This is a genomic window from Trabulsiella guamensis ATCC 49490, assembly GCF_000734965.1.
In the GTDB taxonomy this organism is placed as follows: Bacteria; Pseudomonadota; Gammaproteobacteria; order Enterobacterales; family Enterobacteriaceae; genus Trabulsiella; species Trabulsiella guamensis.
In genome coordinates this window covers 31,084-49,791 of sequence record NZ_JMTB01000103.1, presented here as the reverse complement: position 1 = coordinate 49,791, position 18,708 = coordinate 31,084, and the positions used below count along the sequence as shown (strand labels likewise).

The window sequence follows — 18,708 nt, the reverse complement described above, 5'->3', positions numbered from 1 at the left end:
GGAAAGGTCAGAAAAAGATATGGGTCGAAATTCATCACGTTCTTAGAAATAAAATAACCCACTATGTTACAGTGGGTTATAAAAGATTATATTATTTACAAACCTTTTTTAGAAATACTTAATTCATCAGTAAATTCGTTGTTTTTATTTCACCCATAATTTCGGTGAATATAACAATTATTTTGATGCCAGTTGATTTCGGCGATATTCCCCCTGACGTTCAAGCATCCAGCCAGGGTATTCACGCGGCAGTTCGCTGACGTCATTCAGTCGTTGCAACTCTTCGGCCGTGAAGCGAATGTCAGTCGCCGCCAGGTTATCCTGTAACTGATCCGCGCGTTTAGCGCCGATAATCACGCTGCTGACCACTGGCTGATGCAACAGCCAGGCAAGGGCAATCTGCGCGACGGAAACACCTTTGTTTTGCGCGATGGTGCGCATCACGTCCACGCAGTCAAATGCACGGTCTTTATTCACCGGCGGGAAGTCAAATTCCTGCCGACGACCGCCGCTTTCGCTCTGCCCGTTGCGGTCATATTTACCGCTCAGCAGACCGCCCGCCAGCGGGCTCCAGACCATCAGACCGACGCCTTCGCTTTGCATCATCGGCACCAGCTCACGTTCTAAGTCGCGCCCGGCGATGGTGTAATACGCCTGCAACGACACAAAGCGTGCCAGTCCAAGTTTGTCGGAAATGCCCAGTGCTTTCATGATTTGCCATGCCGCCCAGTTCGAAACGCCGACGTAGCGTACGTGGCCCTGCTGTACAAGGCTGTCCAGCGCGCGGAGCGTCTCTTCCATCGGCGTTGCCGGATCAAACCCGTGTAACTGGTAGAGATCGAGGTGATCGAGCTGCAAACGACGCAGACTCTCTTTGACGCTGTTGATGATGTGATAACGCGAGCTGCCGCGCGAGTTAACGCCCGCCGTGCCGGTTTCGCCAAACACTTTAGTCGCCACCACCACGTTTTCGCGTGGCACTTTCAGATTTTTCAGCGCCTGACCGGTGATCTCCTCCGAACGTCCTTCGGAATAGACGTTGGCGGTATCGATGAAGTTAATGCCCGCATCCAGCGCGCTGCCCACCAGTTGTTCGGCTTCTGCCTGACGCAACTGGCCAATCTTGCCCCACATGCCGCCTTCACCACCGAATGTCATGGTGCCAAGGCACAGTTCAGACACAAACAACCCGGTATTGCCTAGTTTCTGGTATCTCACAGGAGTCTCCTCGAATTGAATGATGCGAGTGCCCTATAGTTATAGCCAGCGACAGCTGTTTGCGAATGGGGCAATTCTGCCCGTTTCTTGCCTGATTCTCTTTATCTGAGACGCAGCAACAAATAACCGACGACGCCCGCCCAGAGTAAAACCGGCAGTGAATAGAGGTGAAAACGCCACCAGATGCGGCGATCATTGGCCATTCGTAATGCAATGAGATTGGCGAGCGATCCGGGTAATAATCCAAACCCGCCAACGTTTACCGCCCAGGCGAGCAGCATCGACGGAGGGACGTAATTCAGCAACAGAATGGTAGACGGTACGTTGCTGATAAATTGCGACAGGCCGATGGCGGTCAGCCACAGACCGCCATCAGAGAATTTACCGACGCCGGTGAGAAGATGATGCAGCGCGGGAAGCTGCGTCAGGAGATGGACATCAATGAACATCGCCATAAACACCAGCAGCAGCGACCAGTCAACGCTCAGCACCACGCGCTTTGCCAGTACCAGGAACCCTGCCGCAATTAGCGCCAGTCCCCACAGTTCCAGCTTCAGCTCCAGCGCCACCAGAAAGACCAGGTAAAACGCCAGGCAGCCCCAGACTAAAACCGGCGACCACTGCGGCGTGCGATCGCTGCTCTGAAAGACCAGCGTTTTTGCCGGGAAACAGAACCAGCACAGCACCAGCAGCGTCAGCATCATCGCCAGCGCCAGCGGAAACATCTGGCCGATAAACGCGGTGAAAGAAAGACCGGAGCGCCCCCATAACAGGATGTTTTGCGGATTTCCAATGGGCGTCAGCAGCGAACCGGCATTGACTGCCAGCGCTTCAAAGATAATCAGCCGATTAACCGGAATTGCGCACCACTTTTTCAGCGTCAGGGTAAGCGGCACGATGATAAACAGCGCGACATCGTTGGTTAAAAAGGTCGACAACAGTGCTGCGGCGAGCACCATAAAGAAGGCGATTTGCCGTTCGGTGACAAACCGGCGCGCCATTTTTCGCCCGAGCACATCAAAATAACCGCTCTGCTCCACCCCTTTGGTGAGCAGCATCAGACCGCTGAGGGTAATAATGGTGTGCCAGTCAATGGCGGCAGGCCATTTTTGCGGGGCGAAAGGAACCAGAAAACTTAACAGGAGGCCGATAATGATCAGCAGGTGCAGGAATCGATCACGCGCCAGCGCGTGCAAGAACGGCAGATTCATTCAGAGCGTTGCCCCTGACTGAGGGTAAACTGGTGAAACACGTCGAGGGTTTCCTGACTGACATGGTGTTCGATGCCTTCCGCATCGCGACGGGCAATTTCCGGGCTGACGCCAAGCACCAGCAGGAAGTTTTCAACGATATGGTGACGGATGCGGCTCTCTTCCGCCAGCCGTTCCCCTTCGGCGGTCAGAAACACGCCGCGCCATGGGATCTGTTCAATCAGCCCGACGCTCGCCAGCCGCTTGAGCATTTTTGCGACAGTCGGCTGCGACACGCCAAGCCGGGCGGCCATGTCGACCTGCCGGGCTTCCCCCACTTCACGGATCAAATCGGAGATCAGTTCGACATAGTCATCAATCAGCTCGCGACGATGCGCCTCGCGCACCTGGCGAAAAGCTTCGACGTGCTCTTCCACATTCACCAGATGCTTAACTTTTTTCTTCACTGGCGGCCCCTCGCGACGACTCATTGTGCTTCCTCATTCATGCAACGCGTCAAAGCATTAGATAAAGAAGCCCCATTGTATAGGATCGCGCCCATAGCACAAAAATTTAACGTGTTAGCCATAGCTATACAATATAGCCTGTGCTATATCTGTATATAAGACAGACATTCTTCATGGACTGAAGAAGCCACAGGTCCCGGGAGGCTGCCATGAATGAATTCAAGAGGTGCTTACGCGTGTTTACCCACTCTCCTTTTAAAGTCCGGTTGATGCTGCTGAACATGTTGTGTGACTACATCAACAACAAACCGCAACAGGATAAACCTTCTCACTAAAAAGCGGCGTCGCGGTACGCCGCTTCATTTTTTTGTCACAATCCCCTGTCAGACTGGCCTTAGCATCAAAAAATCCGCCTGTTTTTTACGGATTTGCAGACTTCCTCGCAAAACATTTGCTTACCGGTAGTTGACCTTCTCACAGCACCGCTCTATCTTCGTGCAGCCCTGCATGGCTTATGGCATTCAGCTGAGAACCTTTCTCGTTTTTCTCGCACTATCCCGGCAGGTTTTAACCCTTGACGCCAGGGGAAGCACATGGCGTTTTTTTGATAGTGACCTATGAATTTAACCCTGAAAGATTCACTCGCTGCCCGCGGTGTGGCTTTAAGCCCGTGGACAGGTTTTTATGTTCTGCAATCTCTGCTGATTAACCTCGCGCTGGGTTACGCCTTTAGTGCGCTCTATACCGTAGCGTTTGCCTGTGTCCTGCATCTGTTGTGGCGTGCATTTCCGCGCGTACAAAAAGTGTTTATCGGAGCATGCTCTCTGGTCGCCGCCTTCTATTTTCCGTTCGCCCAGGCGTATGGCGCGCCGAATTTTAATACCCTGCTGGCGCTGCACTCCACCAATATGGAAGAGTCGACCGAAATCCTCACCATCTTCCCGTGGTACAGCTATTTTATCGCTGTCTTCATTTTCGCCCTTGGCGTGATTGCTGTGCGCCGCAAAATCACTGACAGCAAGCCGTGGGGGAAACTGGAAAAGCTGGCGCTGCTCTTCTGCGCCGGGACGTTTTTCGTCCAGCCCGTGCAAAACCTGGCATGGGGAGGCGTGTTTAAAGTGATCGATACCGGGTACCCGGCGTTTCGCTTTGTGAAAGACGTGATCGTCAGTAACCATGAGGTGCTTGACGAAAAAGCGCGGATGGCGGAGCTGTCCGGCATGAAAGACACGTGGAATATCGTGGCGGTGAAGCCGAAATATCATACCTATGTAGTGGTGATTGGCGAAAGCGCGCGCCGCGACGCGCTCGGCGCGTTTGGCGGTCACTGGGATAACACGCCGTTCGCCAGTCATGTGAACGGTTATCTGTTTACTGATTATGTGGCGGCCAGCGGCTCGACGCAGAAATCGCTCGGTCTGACGCTCAACCGGGTCGTTGACGGCAAACCGCAGTATCAGGATAACTTCGTCACCCTTGCCAACCGAGCGGGTTTCCAGACCTGGTGGTTCTCGAATCAGGGGCAGATTGGCGAGTACGATACCGCCATCGCCAGCATCGCGAAACGTGCCGACGAAGTCCAGTTTCTGAAAAGTGGCGATTTCGAGGCGGATAAAAACACCCGCGATGACGCGCTGTTGAAAATGACGGCTCAGGTTTTTTCCAGCGAGCACACACAGCCACAATTGATTGTGCTGCATCTGATGGGGTCGCACCCGCAGGCCTGCGATCGGACGCAGGGGAAATATGCGGAATTTGTGCAGTCCAGAGAGACGTCGTGCTATCTCTACACCATGACGCAAACCGACGACCTGCTGAGTAAACTGTACGAACAGCTACGGAATACCGGCGACAGCTTTTCCATGGTTTATTTTTCGGACCACGGGCTGGCGTTTAAAGAGCGTGGTAAAGAAGTGCAGTACCTGGCCCATGACGACAAGTTCCAGCAGAACTTCCAGGTACCGTTTATGGTGCTTTCCAGCGACGATAAATCACACCGCATCATTAAAGCACGCCGTTCCGCGAATGATTTCCTGAGCTTCTTTTCACAGTGGACAGGCATTAAAGCCAAAGAGATTGCTTCCCGCTATCGCTTTATTTCGGAGCAGAAAGCCGGTCCGGTGTATATCACCAACTTCAAATTGCAGAAGGTGGATTACAACCATCTTGGCACCGACATTTTCACCACCAACAGCCGTTAACCGGTGATTCGCAGGCATAAAAAAATCCGCCCCATGAGGCGGATTTTTTATTATCACCGAAGTGATTAGAAACGGTAACCAACGCCTGCGATCCAGGTGCCAACGTCAACGTTACGAATACGAGACTGCTCGTAGGAGAAGTCCAGAGCCACGTTCTCGATCGGGTTAAACTGCAGACCCGCACCGTAGGAGAAGCCGTAATCGCTGGTGTCAGACTTGCTAGCTGGGAAGTCGTTCGCCTGGAATTTACCGTAGCCAACACCCACTACACCGTAGATGCTTGCCCAGTCGTTGATGCGGTAAGCCGGACCCGCAGTGATACCGTAGTACTGGCCTTTGTTGTAGATGCCGTTTTCGGTACGATCTTTTTCAGTGTAAGTAAAGGAACCGATAACACCGAGCGGGTTGCTGTCGTCGAACTCGTAACGATATTTCAGGTTGAAACCGTTCGTTTTGTTAGCAACGCCCTGCATATCGCTCTGAGCGTAACCACCAGTAACGGTAGAAGTACCTGCAACAGCAGAACCTGCGGAAACAGCCAGAACTGCGGCCAGTGCTGAAAGACATGCAATTTTTTTCATAACCACCTCAAATGTGCTTCAAGTAAATCCTAAGTTTTAAATATATCAAAAATTGTTAAGAAACTCTTTCCACTTTACGCTGTCTAAGGCGTCATTTCATGTAACCAAACGTTTCCACGACTGACTATACCTTTCAAAAATCAGCGAATTTACCGAATATTACGCCATTATTACGTGCATTACACCCGCACCTCATACAGATTAATCCTAATTTGGTAGCGCAAAAATCCGACAGCGTGGTGGTATTTTACGACTTTCCGGCCCCTTTTTTTTCAACAATCGCTAAACCGCAGCGGGGTAATTCATTTACACTGACGGTTTTACTTCCTTTGACAAAAACTGACAGGAGAAAGGATGCCTGGGTCGTCCCGCACCACGCCAGCCTGGTTGCCAGTTCTGGTAATAATCATTGCGATGTGCTCCATTCAGAGCGGCGCATCACTGGCTAAGTCATTGTTTCCACTGGTAGGGGCTCCAGGAGTCACCGCGCTGCGACTGGCGCTGGGTACACTGATTCTGGTGGTGGTTTTCAAGCCATGGCGGTTGCGTTTTGAAAAAGCAAAGCGTCTGCCGTTGCTCTTTTACGGGCTGTCTCTTGGCGCGATGAACTACCTGTTTTATCTCTCCATCCAGCGTATTCCGCTGGGCATCGCTGTCGCGCTGGAATTTACCGGGCCGCTGGCCGTCGCCCTGTTCGCCTCCCGCCGAGCTGTCGATTTTGTCTGGGTGGTGCTGGCGGTGGTGGGGCTGTGGTTTCTGCTGCCACTGGGCCAGCAGGTCGCGCATGTTGATCTCCCTGGCGCCGCGCTGGCGCTGGGTGCCGGGGCGGGCTGGGCAGTGTACATTCTGACCGGCCAGCGCGTAGGTGAAGAGCATGGCGCGGCAACAGTTTCCGCAGGCTCGCTGATCGCCGCGATTGTGTTTGTCCCCATCGGCGTGATGCAGACCGGCGATGCGCTCTGGCACTGGTCGCTGCTGCCGCTCGGGCTGGCTATTGCCATTCTTTCCACGGCACTGCCCTACTCGCTGGAGATGATCGCCCTCACCCGTCTGCCAACGCGCACCTTTGGCACTCTGATGAGTATGGAACCCGCGCTGGCGGCAATCTCCGGCATGATATTCCTCAACGAAACGCTCACGTTGACTCAGTGGCTGGCGCTGCTGGCGATTGTGACAGCGTCGATGGGCTCTGCGTTAACAGTACGCGGTGGCAGTACGATAAAAGAGGTGGATATCAGCTAATTTCCGACAGCAACCTACATTTTCCACTATCAAACCGATAGGTATAGCGTGAATCATACTGTCTGGATCCGGTGCTATACTTAGTTCCGTTAATTATCGGGGATAATACATTTCAAGAGGATATGAGATTATGGCTACCGCTAAACTGGTAAAAACTAAAACATCTAATCTGCTTTATACTCGCAACGATGTATCGGATAGTGAAAAGAAAGCCACGGTTGAGCTGCTCAACCGCCAGGTCGTTCAGTTCATTGACCTGTCGCTGATCACTAAACAAGCTCACTGGAATATGCGCGGCGCGAACTTCATTGCAGTTCACGAAATGCTGGACGGTTTCCGTACTGCGCTGACCGACCATCTGGATACCATGGCAGAACGTGCCGTTCAGCTTGGTGGCGTGGCGCTGGGTACCACTCAGGTCATCAACAATAAAACACCGCTGAAAACCTACCCGCTGGATATTCACGACGTTCAGGATCATCTGAAAGAGCTGGCTGACCGTTACGCTGTTGTGGCGAACGATGTGCGTAAAGCCATCAGCGAAGCAAAAGACGAAGATACGGCGGATATCTTCACCGCAGCGTCCCGTGACCTCGATAAATTCCTGTGGTTTATCGAATCCAACATCGCATAATTCAGCATGCCTGAATGAAGCCCTCCACTGCCGTGGGGGGCTTGCACATTTATGGTGCACATTTATGCACCATAACCCGCCCAAGTAAATTAATTGTAATAATCTCCTCACACAATCGTTAACAAAAGATTGTTTTATCACCGGCTCTTGCGTTAAAAAACACCTTCCGTTTCGGTGTGGAAAAATTGCACCAAAACAACGCCCCATAATGGTGCATAAAGGCTGAATCCTGCCCGTTATCGTGCATCGCTGGTTGCTTCTGTTGTTATAAAACAATAGGTTGCAAACATGGCATGATTTTTTCATATTGCCCTGTGTTCTTGCAGGGGATCGCCCCGTGGATAAAAAAGGAAATTCTATGAAGTCTGTACTCAAAGTTTCACTGGCTGCACTGACCCTGGCTTTTGCGATGTCCTCTCAGGCCGCGGAAAAACAACTGGTTGTCGCGACTGACACCGCATTTGTCCCGTTTGAATTTAAGCAAGGCGATAAGTATGTCGGCTTTGACGTCGACCTGTGGGCAGCTATCGCCAAAGAGCTGAAACTCGACTACACCCTGAAACCCATGGATTTCAGCGGTATCATTCCGGCGCTGCAAACGAAAAACGTCGATCTGGCGCTGGCTGGCATCACCATTACTGAAGAGCGTAAAAAAGCGGTCGATTTCTCTGACGGCTACTACAAGAGCGGTCTGCTGGTGATGGTCAAAGCCAACAATAACGACATCAAAAGCGTGAAAGATTTGGACGGTAAAGTCGTTGCTGTGAAGAGCGGTACCGGTTCGGTTGACTACGCGAAAGCCAATATCAAATCCAAAGATCTGCGTCAGTTCCCGAACATTGATAACGCCTATATGGAGCTGGGAACCAACCGTGCGGACGCTGTGTTGCACGACACGCCGAATATCCTGTACTTCATCAAAACCGCCGGTAACGGTCAGTTCAAAGCGGTAGGTGAATCACTGGAAGCGCAGCAGTATGGCGTCGCATTCCCCAAAGGCAGCGATGAGCTGCGTGAGAAAGTGAATGGCGCGCTGAAAACCCTGCGCGAAAACGGTACGTACAACGAAATTTATAAAAAATGGTTCGGTTCTGAACCTAAATAATTCTGCCTGAATTCAGGTTTGTAGCGCCCGGTGGCGCTTACGCTTACCGGGCCTACGTTTTTCATTTTTCACCACGGTTTACAGGAATTTATCATGCAGTTTGACTGGAGTGCCATCTGGCCTGCCATTCCGCTTTTGATGGAAGGCGCCAAAATGACGCTGCTGATCTCCGTTGTCGGCCTGATTGGCGGCGTGATCATCGGTCTGGCAGCGGGTTTTGCGCGCTGCTTCGGCGGCTGGATATCCAACCATATCGCGCTGGTCTTCATCGAAGTGATCCGCGGCACCCCGATCGTCGTGCAGGTGATGTTTATCTACTTCGCCCTGCCGATGGCGTTCACCGACCTGCGTATTGACCCGTTCAGCGCGGCTGTCGTGACCATCATGATTAACTCCGGCGCTTACATCGCGGAAATCACCCGCGGCGCGGTGTTGTCTATTCATAAAGGTTTTCGTGAAGCCGGTCTGGCGCTGGGCCTGTCCCGCCGCGAAACCATTCGCCATGTGATCCTGCCGCTGGCGCTACGCCGTATGCTGCCGCCGCTCGGCAACCAGTGGATCATCAGCATTAAAGATACCTCACTTTTTATTGTTATCGGCGTCGCCGAGCTGACCCGTCAGGGCCAGGAGATCATCGCGGGTAACTTCCGTGCCCTGGAAATCTGGAGTGCGGTCGCCGTGTTCTATCTGATCATCACCCTGGTGCTGAGCTTTATTCTGCGTCGTCTTGAAAGAAGGATGAAAATCCTGTGATTGAATTTAAAAACGTCTCCAAGCACTTCGGCCCGACCCAGGTGCTGCATAATATCGATCTGAGCATTAAACAGGGCGAAGTGGTCGTGATTATCGGCCCGTCTGGCTCCGGCAAATCCACGCTGCTGCGCTGCATCAACAAGCTGGAAGAGATCACCAGCGGCGAGCTTATCGTTGACGGTCTGAAGGTAAACGATCCGAAAGTGGATGAGCGCCTGATTCGCCAGGAAGCCGGTATGGTATTCCAGCAGTTTTACCTCTTCCCGCACCTGACTGCGCTGGAAAACGTCATGTTTGGCCCGCTGCGCGTGCGTGGCGCGGACAAAGCCACTGCGGAAACACAGGCGAAAGCGCTGCTGGCGAAAGTAGGGCTTGCCGAGCGCGCGCATCACTATCCGTCGGAGCTTTCCGGTGGTCAGCAGCAGCGCGTCGCCATTGCCCGCGCGCTGGCAGTGAAACCGAAAATGATGCTGTTTGATGAGCCGACTTCAGCACTGGATCCGGAACTGCGTCATGAAGTGCTGAAAGTGATGCAGGATCTGGCGGAAGAAGGCATGACGATGGTGATCGTTACCCACGAAATCGGCTTTGCTGAGAAAGTGGCTTCCCGTCTGATTTTCATCGATAAAGGCCGCATCGCGGAAGATGGCGACCCGCAAGTGTTAGTCAAAAATCCACCGAGCCAGCGCCTGCAGGAGTTTCTGCAGCACGTTTCCTGATTGTTCTCTCTGCACACTCCCCCGTCGGGGGAGTGGCATCTCCTTACCAGATTGTTCTCAAAACCCGCGCGCTTGCGTCCGCCTTCTATACTTATCATTTTGTTGGACATTTTTGACGGAGGCTATCGTGCCGTGGGTTTTCCTCTTCCTGTTCGCACTGTTCTGTGCGCCGCTTCAGGCGGTGACGATCCCGGGCATCACCTCCGGCGCCTCGTCTGATAAAAACGCAGCGACGGCGCAGGAGCCCGATCTGGCACAAAAAAAAGCGGCTTATGCCGCGCTGGCTGACGTGCTGGAAAACGACACATCGCGCAAGGAACTGATCGACCAGCTTCGCCAGGCTGCGGCCACGCCGCCTGCCGAACAGGTACCGAAAATCACCCCGCCAGAGGTCATCGAGCAAAAAACGGTGCTTGAGAATGTCACCGATGTCAGCCGTCACTATGGCGAACAGTTTTCATCACGGTTCGCCCAGCTCTGGCGCAACATCACCGGCTCACCCCACAAGCCGTTTAACCCACAGACCTTTACCACTGCTCTGATCCATTTCCTGCTACTGGCGGCGCTGGTATTTGCTGTCTACGGCGTATTGCGCCTCTGTGCGCTGCCGTTATATCGCAAAATGGGGCAATGGGGGCGAAGAAAAAACCGCGAGCGTAATAACTGGCTGCAACTGCCATCGATGATCGTGGGTGCGTTTATCATTGACCTGCTGTTGCTGGCATTCACATTGTTTATCGGCCAGATGCTGAGCGATAACCTGAACGCCGGCAGCCGCACCATCGCCTTTCAGCAAAGCCTGTTTCTGAATGCTTTTGCACTGATCGAGTTCTTCAAAGCCATTCTGCGGCTGGTATTTTGCCCCCGGGTTGCCGAGCTACGACCATTTAATACGCAGGATGACGTCGCGCGTTACTGGAATCTGCGGCTGAGCGCGCTAAGCAGTCTTATCGGCTACGGACTGATCGTGGCGGTGCCGATTATCTCCAACCAGATTAACGTACAGGTGGGTGCACTGGCGAACGTGGCGATTATGCTGGTGATTACGCTCTGGGCGCTGCGTCTGATTTTCAGAAATAAACAAGATATCACCCGCAGTCTGCAGCAACTGGCTGACCATTCACTGCCCTTTTTCAGCCTGTTTATCCGCGCCTTTGCGCTGGTGTGGCACTGGGTGGCGAGCGCCTATTTTATCGTGCTGTTCTTTTTCTCACTGTTCGATCCCGGCAATAGCCTGAAATTTATGATGGGTGCGACGGTGCGCAGCCTGGCGATCATCAGCATTGCGGCTTTCGCGTCCGGGATTCTCTCCCGCTGGATTGCGAAAACCATTACCCTGTCGCCGGAAACGCAGCGCAACTATCCGGAGTTGCAAAAACGGCTTAACGGCTGGATCTCCGCATCATTAAAATTCGCCCGCTTCCTGGTAGTCTGCGTTGCCATCATGATGTTGCTCAGCGCCTGGGGGCTGTTCGATTTCTGGCAATGGCTGCACTACGGCGCGGGAGAGAAAACCGTCGATATCCTGATTCGCATCGCGCTGATCCTGTTTTTCTCCGCGGTGGGCTGGACAGTGCTCGCAAGCCTTATCGAAAACCGTCTCGCGTCAGATATACATGGCCGCCCGCTACCCAGCGCGCGCACCCGAACGCTGCTGACGCTGTTTCGCAATGCGCTGGCCGTGGTCATCAGTACGATTACAGTGATGATTGTGCTGTCGGAAATTGGCGTGAATATCGCCCCGCTGCTGGCCGGCGCCGGGGCGCTGGGCCTGGCGATTTCATTCGGCGCGCAGACGCTGGTGAAAGATATTATTACCGGGATCTTTATTCAGTTTGAGAACGGCATGAACACCGGCGATCTGGTGACCATCGGGCCGCTGACCGGGACGGTGGAACGGATGTCGATCCGATCTGTCGGCGTGCGTCAGGATACCGGCGCGTATCACATCATTCCCTGGTCGTCGATAACCACCTTCGCTAACTTTGTGCGAGGGATTGGCTCAGTGGTGGCGAACTATGACGTCGACCGCCAGGAAGATACGGATAAAGCCAATCAGGCGCTGAAAGATGCGGTTGCCGAATTGATGGAACAGGAGGCAATCCGTGGGCTTATCATCGGCGAACCGTCGTTTGCCGGGCTGGTAGGGCTGACCAATACCGCATTTACCCTGCGTGTCTCCTTCACCACCCTGCCGCTGAAGCAGTGGACCGTACGTTTTGCGCTGGATACACAGGTGAAAAAACATTTTGACCGCGCAGGGATTCGCGCGCCGGTGCAGACCTACCAGATGCTGCCTGTCAGCGGCGCCACACCCGAAGGCCAGCCGCCGCCACAGGAGCCCACGATTTAACGCGGGCGTGAGGCGAAGCGACGGCGTTGCTCGTCGTTCATAAAGGTCCAGGCGATAAAGCGGCTCTGCTTTTGCCCCTGGGCCATCTCTTTTTTAACCACTTTCACGGCACCTGCCTGCGTCAGCGCACGGTACAGCTCCGGCAGATTATCGCCTCGAGAAACCAGCGAGGTGAACCACATCACCTGACGCGCGAACGACTGGCTTTCGGCAATCATTTTACTGATGAACGCCACCTCGCCCCCCTCACACCACAGCTCCTGTTGCTGGCCGCCAAAGTTGAGTGCGTCGTTTTTGTCCTGCCCCAGATTACGACGCTTATGCTCGCTTCCCCGGCGCGCGGCGGCGGCAGAATCATGAAATGGCGGGTTGCACAGCGTGGCGTCGTATTCTTCATTTTTATGGATAATGCCGCTGAAAATCTGCGCCGGGTTTTTCTGCCTGCGCAGACGGATCTGGCGGCTCAGCCCGGCATTGCCGCTGACAATCGCCTGCGCGCTGGCGAAGGCATCCGCATCCACCTCGCTGCCAGTAAACCGCCAGCCATACTCATGAGCGCCGATTAGCGGATAAATGCAGTTGGCGCCGATGCCGACATCAATAATCGTGGCATTACGCGGGATCTCGCCAGTCGTTTCGCCCAGCAGATCTGCCAGATGGTGGATATAATCAGCGCGCCCCGGCACCGGCGGGCAGAGAAAACCATCAGGAATGTCCCAGTGCTCCACACCATAAAAATGCGCCAGCAACGCTTTGTTCAGCGCTTTCACCGCCAGCGGATCAGCAAAATTGACCGTCTGCTCCCCTGCCGGGTTGAGGATTAGAAAAGGCGTCAGTTGCGGACTGGTTTGGCTCAGCGCGGTGAGATCGTAGCGGGTGTTGTGACGGTTACGCGGGTGCAGTCCCGGCTTCTGGGCTTTCATGGCTTTCTCCTGTTTTCCGCGCGTAAGATACCCGTTGACGGCGGCGGGGTAAATAAGTGAGGCTGGAGAAAATCATGATGACAACAAGGTGCGCTATGTATTTCTATCAACCTTCGCAGGGACACGGACTGCCACACGACCCGCTGAACGCCATTATCGGCCCGCGCCCTATCGGCTGGATCGCTTCCCTTGACGCGCAGGGACGACGCAACCTGGCGCCCTACAGCTTTTTCAACTGTTTTAACTATCGCCCGCCGATTATCGGTTTTGCCAGTAGCGGCTGGAAAGACAGTGTGCAGAACATCGTTGAAACGAAGGAGTTCGTCTGGAATTTGACCACGCGGGAGCTTGCCAGCGCCATGAATGAAACCTCCGCCAGCCTGCCCCACGGTGAGGACGAGTTCGCTGTGGCCGGACTGACCCCGGCAGCAAGCCGCTTTGTGAAGGCGCCTCGCGTGGCGGAAAGCCCGGTCAACTTCGAGTGCAAACTGTCGCAGGGCATCCAGCTCACCGCCGCCGACGGCACCCCGGTTGACACCTGGTTGGTGCTCGGAGAAGTGGTCGGTATTCATATTGATGAAACGCTGCTGGAGAACGGTATTTATCAGACCGCCAAAGCCAACCCGGTGCTGCGCGCGGGCGGCCCTACGGCGTATTACACTATCAGCGACAGTCACCGGTTTGATTTAGTGCGGCCGGATGCGCGGTAATTCTCCATAAAACAGCCACTTCCATGTGGCTGTTTTGTCAACGGAATGTCATTTTTTGTTGTTCAAAAAATACGCTTTTCACCATCAATTTTTTGCGCGCTTTCTCGTTTCGTGACCACCTACACTTTTAAGGTATTCCGTCGAAACAGAGAGGTCGTCACCATGAAAAGAAGTCTTGTGTGGATTGCTGCTGGCGCGCTCGTCGCCTTCTCTTTCGCATCGCAGGCTGAACCACAGCAACTAAATCCAGGTGAAACCGGCCAGTTACGTCCGGCTGGTACGGTGTCCGTAAGTGGCGCCAGCAACCTGGACGATTTGCAGGCTAAACTGGCAGAAAAAGCCCATGAGAAAGGGGCATCCGGCTACGTGATTAACGGTGCCAGCGGTGAGAACAAAATGTTCGGTACCGCCACCATCTATAAGTAACGCGCTTTTCTTTCCTGTCTGAATGCACTCACATCGTGGGTGCATTATTTTTATTCGACTCTTGTTTGTTTAATTTTTGACCACATATAATACATTACGATGATGTGACAATGTCGGAGGTGAGACATGGCTTCAGGATGGGCAAGTGACGATGCCGTCCAGCAACAGATCGACAGCACCGTCAATGATGCCGTTGCGCGCGTGAGAAACGCCATTTCAGGCGGTGAAAGCCTCAAATTTTGTGACGAATGTGGAGAGGCGATTCCGGAGGCACGCAGAAAGGCGGTGCCTGGCGTCCGATACTGCGTCAACTGCCAGCAGCAGAAAGATTTACATAACTCTACATTTTCGGGATATAATCGCCGTGGTTCAAAGGATAGCCAGCTTCGCTGACAAATCCTTACCAGTTTCCACAGAACAACCCAACGTCTTTACGACCACGATTTCTGGCGAAATAAGTCGCATTCCGTGCCTTTTTCGCCAGGTGATCGCCATCACACTTCTTTTCGGTTTGCTTTCTGAAAATAATTTATTAATAATCAATAAATTAATATTGGTTCAAATTATTTGATGAACACTATCAATTATGTTCGATTTTCTCCATCGACAAAAACCGTGATACTCATCACATCGACAGAACATCGTCCCTACAAACAACCTGCGAGAATATGAACATGAAAAACGTTAAATATGCTGTTGCTGCCATCGCTCTTTCTACCCTTTCTTTTGGTGCTTTCGCTGCTGACGCCGTTTCTCCGGCACAGGCTCAGGGCATGAACAAAATTGGTGTGGTTTCCGCTGAAGGCGCCAGCACGCTGGACGGTCTGGAAGCAAAACTGGCTGAGAAAGCGGCGGCTGCAGGCGCAACGAGCTACAGCATCACTTCCGCTAACACCAACAACAAAGTGAGCGGTACTGCCGTTATTTACAAGTAAGACACTTTCCCTCTGTGTTGATTAACCCTCATTAACCCTGTTTGTTACCCTTGCTTGCCCGTCCTCGCCACTGGACGGGCTTTTTTTTGATCTTCTCTCGCGGCAATCAGCGGGTTACCAGCATTCCGCTACACGGGCCAGCCCCGCTTCCAGATTTTCAACTTCACCGGTCGCCAGCAAACAGCATGCAAGCTGGATTTTCAGCGACTGCGGCACCGGCTCGCTGCCCGCCACACAGCGCTCAATCCAGCGTGCGGTCACCATCGGATCTTTCGACCCAGGCAGGATGACGTCCCGGTTATCTTCGCTCTGACGCTCAACCAGTACCTGCACACCGTTTTTTATCGATTAGATTAATCTGCGGGCAACGCTGCGGGCTGGCGTACACTTCGCCTTCTGTGCCATGCAGAAGAATGCCGCGTCCACCAATATCGGTAAAAAAACGGGCGACACGGGTGACATATTCCGGGTGAGAGACGCTCGACAGGCGCAGCGCGGCGCCTTCCGCAAATGGGGTTGCCAGCTTCGCCAGCGTGTGTGCGCTGTTACGCACGCCCATCCGCCAGCGTATCGCCAGCTGTTTTTCCATTGGCGGGCACAGGGCGCTGACCGGCATATAGACCGGCTGATGACCTTCCAGTTTAGCCTGCGCCTGCCCGGCGTGGCGCGTAGCCTCAATGCCGATCATCTCAAAAATGGTTTCTGTCAGGATACGGGTGGGGTCTTCGCTCACGCCATGCACCACCACCGGAAACCCGAGCTTGTGCAGCAACATGGCAAGCAGCGGCGTCAGGTTGGCCTGTTTGCGCGCGCCGTTATAGCTGGGGATCACTATCGGCATCGGCTTTCCGACCGGTGGTGTCAGGCGAATGGTCTGTTGCTGCATCGCCTCATAAAAGCCATGCATTTCCGCCTCGCCCTCACCCTTAATCCGCAGCGCAATGAGAATACCGCCCATTTCAAGATCCGGTACGTCACCTTCCAGCATTCGCGTATACAGGGCGCGTGCGGTATCGAAATCGAGGTCACGGGCATGATGCTTTCCTCGCCCGACTTCTTTGATGATAGTGCGATAATCCATGTGTACTCCTTGCCTGACGCTATCGCCGTTTACGACGACTCTGTTTTGCTTTGCTTTTTACTATAACCTTTGGCACATCAGGTTGCTCGATGGGAAATACCGGCAGCGCGTTAAGTAAGCGCTTGCCATAACTCTTGCTCAGCAGACGTTTATCATAAATCACCACCTCGCCCCAACAACTGTGGCTACGGATAAGCCGGCCGACCTGCTGGATCAGGTTAAACGAGGCGCTCGGCAGGCTCTGCACTTCGAACGGATAACGGTTGAGACTTTTCAGCCATTCACCTTCGGTGATCACTACCGGGCTGTCGATGGGCGGAAAGGCAATTTTATGGATATGCACCTGGCTTAACAGTTCGCCTTTCAGATCCAGCCCCTCTGCAAAAGACTGCAGCCCCACCAGCACACTGCGTTCACCACTTGCCACGCGCTTGCGATGCAGTTCCACCAGCCGGTAACGTGGCTGATCGCCCTGTACCAGCAGCATCAGACGCAGGTCAGTGACGTACTCAAGAAAACGCTGCATCGCCCGTCCGCTGGCAAACAGTACCAGCATGCCAAGATGCTTTTTGCTCTCCAGCGACTGGCGAAAGAACGCGGCCATTTCGGCGATATGCTGCTCTTCGTTTTCCATCAGCGGCTCATAGCGCATCTGTGGAATGACGATTTTGCCCTGTTCGACGTGATTAAAGGGGGAATCCAGCGCCACAAAACGGTCACCGGCGATTTCTTTCAGGCCGCTCATCTCCTGTAGCCGCGAAAAACTGTTCAGCGAACGCAGCGTGGCGGAGGTGACGACGATGTGCGGTACGCTGCGCCACAGCAGTTTTTCCAGTTGATCACTGACACGGATGCCGACGCAATGGAACATCATGTGCACCTGTCCGTCACGGACTTCCCGTGTCGCCCATTTGCTCACTGGCGCGCCGGATGCCTGCACCATCGCCGCCAGACGCCACAGCTTGCTCTGGCTTTCAAACATGCCAAGGGCGCGGTTCATCTGCAACAATATGCGGTGTAAACGGACGATATCGTGGCTGCCGGTTTTTTCGCTGAGATCATTGAGAAACAGCTCTGACAGCCCGCGCAACTGTTCGGTGAGCTTCGCCAGTCGCTGGCAAATCGCCATGACCTCGTCTGGCAATTCACCCATCGTGAAGCGATGCTCGGCCTCCTGAGTGGCAGGCATGTAGTGATTGAGCAAAGTATTCAGCGATGAAATCAGTTCGTACAGCTCTTCGCAATGCGCATTCAACCGTTCCGGTAGCGCCAGCGGCGGCGTGGTTTTCGGGCGAAACTGTTCGAGGCAGGTTGCCACCAGTTTAGTGAACAAATCCAGCTGGAGCCGGTACCAGGGCGCGCTGATCTCTGCGCTCATCTCCAGCGCATCACGCGCAACCTCCGGCAGATGGTGCCCTTCGTCGAGGACCAACAACAGGTTTTTCGGCTCCGGCAGCACCGCTTCGCTCTCCATTGCTGCCATCACCAGCGCATGGTTGGCGACCACCACTTCGGCCTCCTGAATCTCCCTGCGGGCGACGAAAAACGGGCATTCGCGATAATAATGGCAGTTGCGATTCAGACAGCTGGCCTTATCAGTACTCAGCCGCCGCCAGAGATCGTCATCAATGGCGATATCAGTGTGATCGCGCAGGCCATCCCACTTGTAGCCGTCGAGATCCGCTTTCAGCTTCGCGCAGCGCTTCTGCTCTTCCTGATTGTTGGGGGTTAATGCGTCGTCAAGAAAAGCGAGCAGATCCTGTTGCGTTGGTTCAGTACTGGCGAGCGCCGTCAGATTGCGCGGGCAGACGTAACGCCCGCGACCAAAGGCGGCGGTAAAGCGGAGGTCGGGGATGATTTTTTTCAACAGCGGCAAATCTTTACTGTAGATTTGATCCTGCAGGGCGACGTTAGCAGTGCTGACCACCAGCGTTTTCTGCTCTTCGCGGGCAATCGCAATGCCGGGAATTAAATAGGAAAGGGTTTTCCCGACACCGGTGGGAGCCTCAATCGCCAGATGCCGCCCTTCTTCTCCGGCGAGCGTTTTCGCCACATCGGCAATCATCTGCCGCTGCGGGGGGCGCGGGATAAAATCGGGGATCTGCTCCTGAAGCGCTTTATACCAGGTGGCAATCTGCGCCTTCAGCGCGGCGGTAAGTGACATCGGGAC

At 53.9% G+C, this 18,708-nt stretch carries 18 protein-coding genes and 1 pseudogene; 12 read left to right on the top strand and 7 right to left on the bottom strand.

What is annotated here, in order from left to right; genetic code table 11:
- Nucleotides 1–177: 177 nt before the first annotated feature.
- From GTGU_RS17360 to mntR, 3 genes are all read right to left on the bottom strand, one after another.
- Complete coding sequence (locus GTGU_RS17360; RefSeq protein WP_038159869.1) at nt 178–1,218, bottom strand: aldo/keto reductase; 1,041 nt, start codon at nt 1,216–1,218, stop codon at nt 178–180.
- Between the two features lie 101 nt (nt 1,219–1,319).
- Complete coding sequence (locus GTGU_RS17355) at nt 1,320–2,429, bottom strand: anion transporter (protein WP_038159861.1); 1,110 nt, start codon at nt 2,427–2,429, stop codon at nt 1,320–1,322.
- Nucleotides 2,426–2,899, bottom strand: coding sequence for a manganese-binding transcriptional regulator MntR (gene mntR / locus GTGU_RS17350; RefSeq protein WP_038159860.1), 474 nt, complete (start codon nt 2,897–2,899; stop codon nt 2,426–2,428). The genes GTGU_RS17355 and mntR overlap by 4 nt, the downstream gene beginning before the upstream one ends.
- Nucleotides 2,900–3,084: 185 nt before the next feature.
- On the opposite strand from mntR, the gene mntS reads away from it, so the two are divergent.
- Nucleotides 3,085–3,210, top strand: a complete 126-nt coding sequence (gene mntS / locus GTGU_RS24925; protein ID WP_072012009.1) for a manganase accumulation protein MntS — start codon at nt 3,085–3,087, stop codon at nt 3,208–3,210.
- A gap of 282 nt (nt 3,211–3,492) precedes the next feature.
- On the top strand, nt 3,493–5,076 hold the full coding sequence (locus GTGU_RS17345; protein ID WP_038159859.1) for a phosphoethanolamine transferase: 1,584 nt from the start codon (nt 3,493–3,495) through the stop codon (nt 5,074–5,076).
- A 65-nt stretch (nt 5,077–5,141) separates the two neighbouring features.
- On the opposite strand, the gene ompX is transcribed toward GTGU_RS17345, so the two are convergent.
- Complete coding sequence (gene ompX, locus GTGU_RS17340; protein ID WP_038159858.1) at nt 5,142–5,657, bottom strand: outer membrane protein OmpX; 516 nt, start codon at nt 5,655–5,657, stop codon at nt 5,142–5,144.
- A gap of 354 nt (nt 5,658–6,011) precedes the next feature.
- Here ompX and rhtA point away from each other — a divergent pair, with 354 nt between their 5' ends.
- The 6 genes from rhtA (at nt 6,012) to ybiO (ending at nt 12,463) form a co-directional block, all read left to right on the top strand.
- Nucleotides 6,012–6,899 (top strand): threonine/homoserine exporter RhtA, encoded by an 888-nt coding sequence (gene rhtA / locus GTGU_RS17335; RefSeq protein ID WP_038159857.1) that lies wholly within the window; start codon nt 6,012–6,014, stop codon nt 6,897–6,899.
- A gap of 130 nt (nt 6,900–7,029) precedes the next feature.
- A complete protein-coding gene (dps, locus tag GTGU_RS17330) occupies nt 7,030–7,533 on the top strand; it encodes a DNA starvation/stationary phase protection protein Dps (protein ID WP_038159856.1) in 504 nt (167 codons plus the stop codon).
- 358 nt (nt 7,534–7,891) lie between these two features.
- The gene (gene glnH, locus GTGU_RS17325; RefSeq protein ID WP_038159855.1) at nt 7,892–8,638 is read left to right on the top strand and encodes a glutamine ABC transporter substrate-binding protein GlnH; all 747 of its coding nucleotides are present in this window, start codon (nt 7,892–7,894) and stop codon (nt 8,636–8,638) included.
- A gap of 93 nt (nt 8,639–8,731) precedes the next feature.
- Nucleotides 8,732–9,391: a glutamine ABC transporter permease GlnP gene (glnP, locus tag GTGU_RS17320; protein WP_038159854.1), complete on the top strand. Its 660-nt coding sequence runs from the start codon at nt 8,732–8,734 to the stop codon at nt 9,389–9,391.
- Entirely contained in the window at nt 9,388–10,110 is a 723-nt protein-coding gene (gene glnQ / locus GTGU_RS17315; RefSeq protein ID WP_038159853.1) for a glutamine ABC transporter ATP-binding protein GlnQ, read from the top strand. Before glnP ends, glnQ begins: the two co-directional genes overlap by 4 nt.
- 127 nt (nt 10,111–10,237) lie before the next feature.
- Nucleotides 10,238–12,463 carry a mechanosensitive channel protein gene (gene ybiO / locus GTGU_RS17310; RefSeq protein ID WP_038159852.1) on the top strand — a complete coding sequence of 742 codons (2,226 nt, stop codon included), beginning with the start codon at nt 10,238–10,240 and terminating at the stop codon, nt 12,461–12,463.
- Here the strand turns inward: ybiO and rlmF are convergent.
- On the bottom strand, nt 12,460–13,386 hold the full coding sequence (gene rlmF / locus GTGU_RS17305) for a 23S rRNA (adenine(1618)-N(6))-methyltransferase RlmF (RefSeq protein WP_038159851.1): 927 nt from the start codon (nt 13,384–13,386) through the stop codon (nt 12,460–12,462). The two genes, ybiO and rlmF, sit on opposite strands and share 4 nt — an antisense overlap.
- 95 nt (nt 13,387–13,481) lie before the next feature.
- Between rlmF and GTGU_RS17300 the strand changes: the two genes are divergently transcribed.
- The 4 genes from GTGU_RS17300 (at nt 13,482) to ybiJ (ending at nt 15,457) form a co-directional block, all read left to right on the top strand.
- Entirely contained in the window at nt 13,482–14,096 is a 615-nt protein-coding gene (locus GTGU_RS17300) for a flavin reductase family protein (protein WP_038159850.1), read from the top strand.
- 162 nt (nt 14,097–14,258) lie between these two features.
- Nucleotides 14,259–14,522: a YdgH/BhsA/McbA-like domain containing protein gene (locus GTGU_RS17295; protein WP_038159848.1), complete on the top strand. Its 264-nt coding sequence runs from the start codon at nt 14,259–14,261 to the stop codon at nt 14,520–14,522.
- A 126-nt stretch (nt 14,523–14,648) separates the two neighbouring features.
- Nucleotides 14,649–14,915, top strand: a complete 267-nt coding sequence (locus GTGU_RS24920) for a DksA/TraR family C4-type zinc finger protein (protein ID WP_038159845.1) — start codon at nt 14,649–14,651, stop codon at nt 14,913–14,915.
- 281 nt (nt 14,916–15,196) lie between these two features.
- A complete protein-coding gene (ybiJ, locus tag GTGU_RS17285; protein ID WP_038159842.1) occupies nt 15,197–15,457 on the top strand; it encodes a DUF1471 family protein YbiJ in 261 nt (86 codons plus the stop codon).
- A 114-nt stretch (nt 15,458–15,571) separates the two neighbouring features.
- On the opposite strand, the pseudogene ybiB reads toward ybiJ, so the two are convergent.
- Nucleotides 15,572–16,538: pseudogene (gene ybiB / locus GTGU_RS17280) on the bottom strand (DNA-binding protein YbiB).
- 19 nt (nt 16,539–16,557) lie between these two features.
- Nucleotides 16,558–18,702 carry an ATP-dependent DNA helicase DinG gene (gene dinG, locus GTGU_RS17275; RefSeq protein ID WP_038159839.1) on the bottom strand — a complete coding sequence of 715 codons (2,145 nt, stop codon included), beginning with the start codon at nt 18,700–18,702 and terminating at the stop codon, nt 16,558–16,560.
- Nucleotides 18,703–18,708 lie beyond the last annotated feature (6 nt).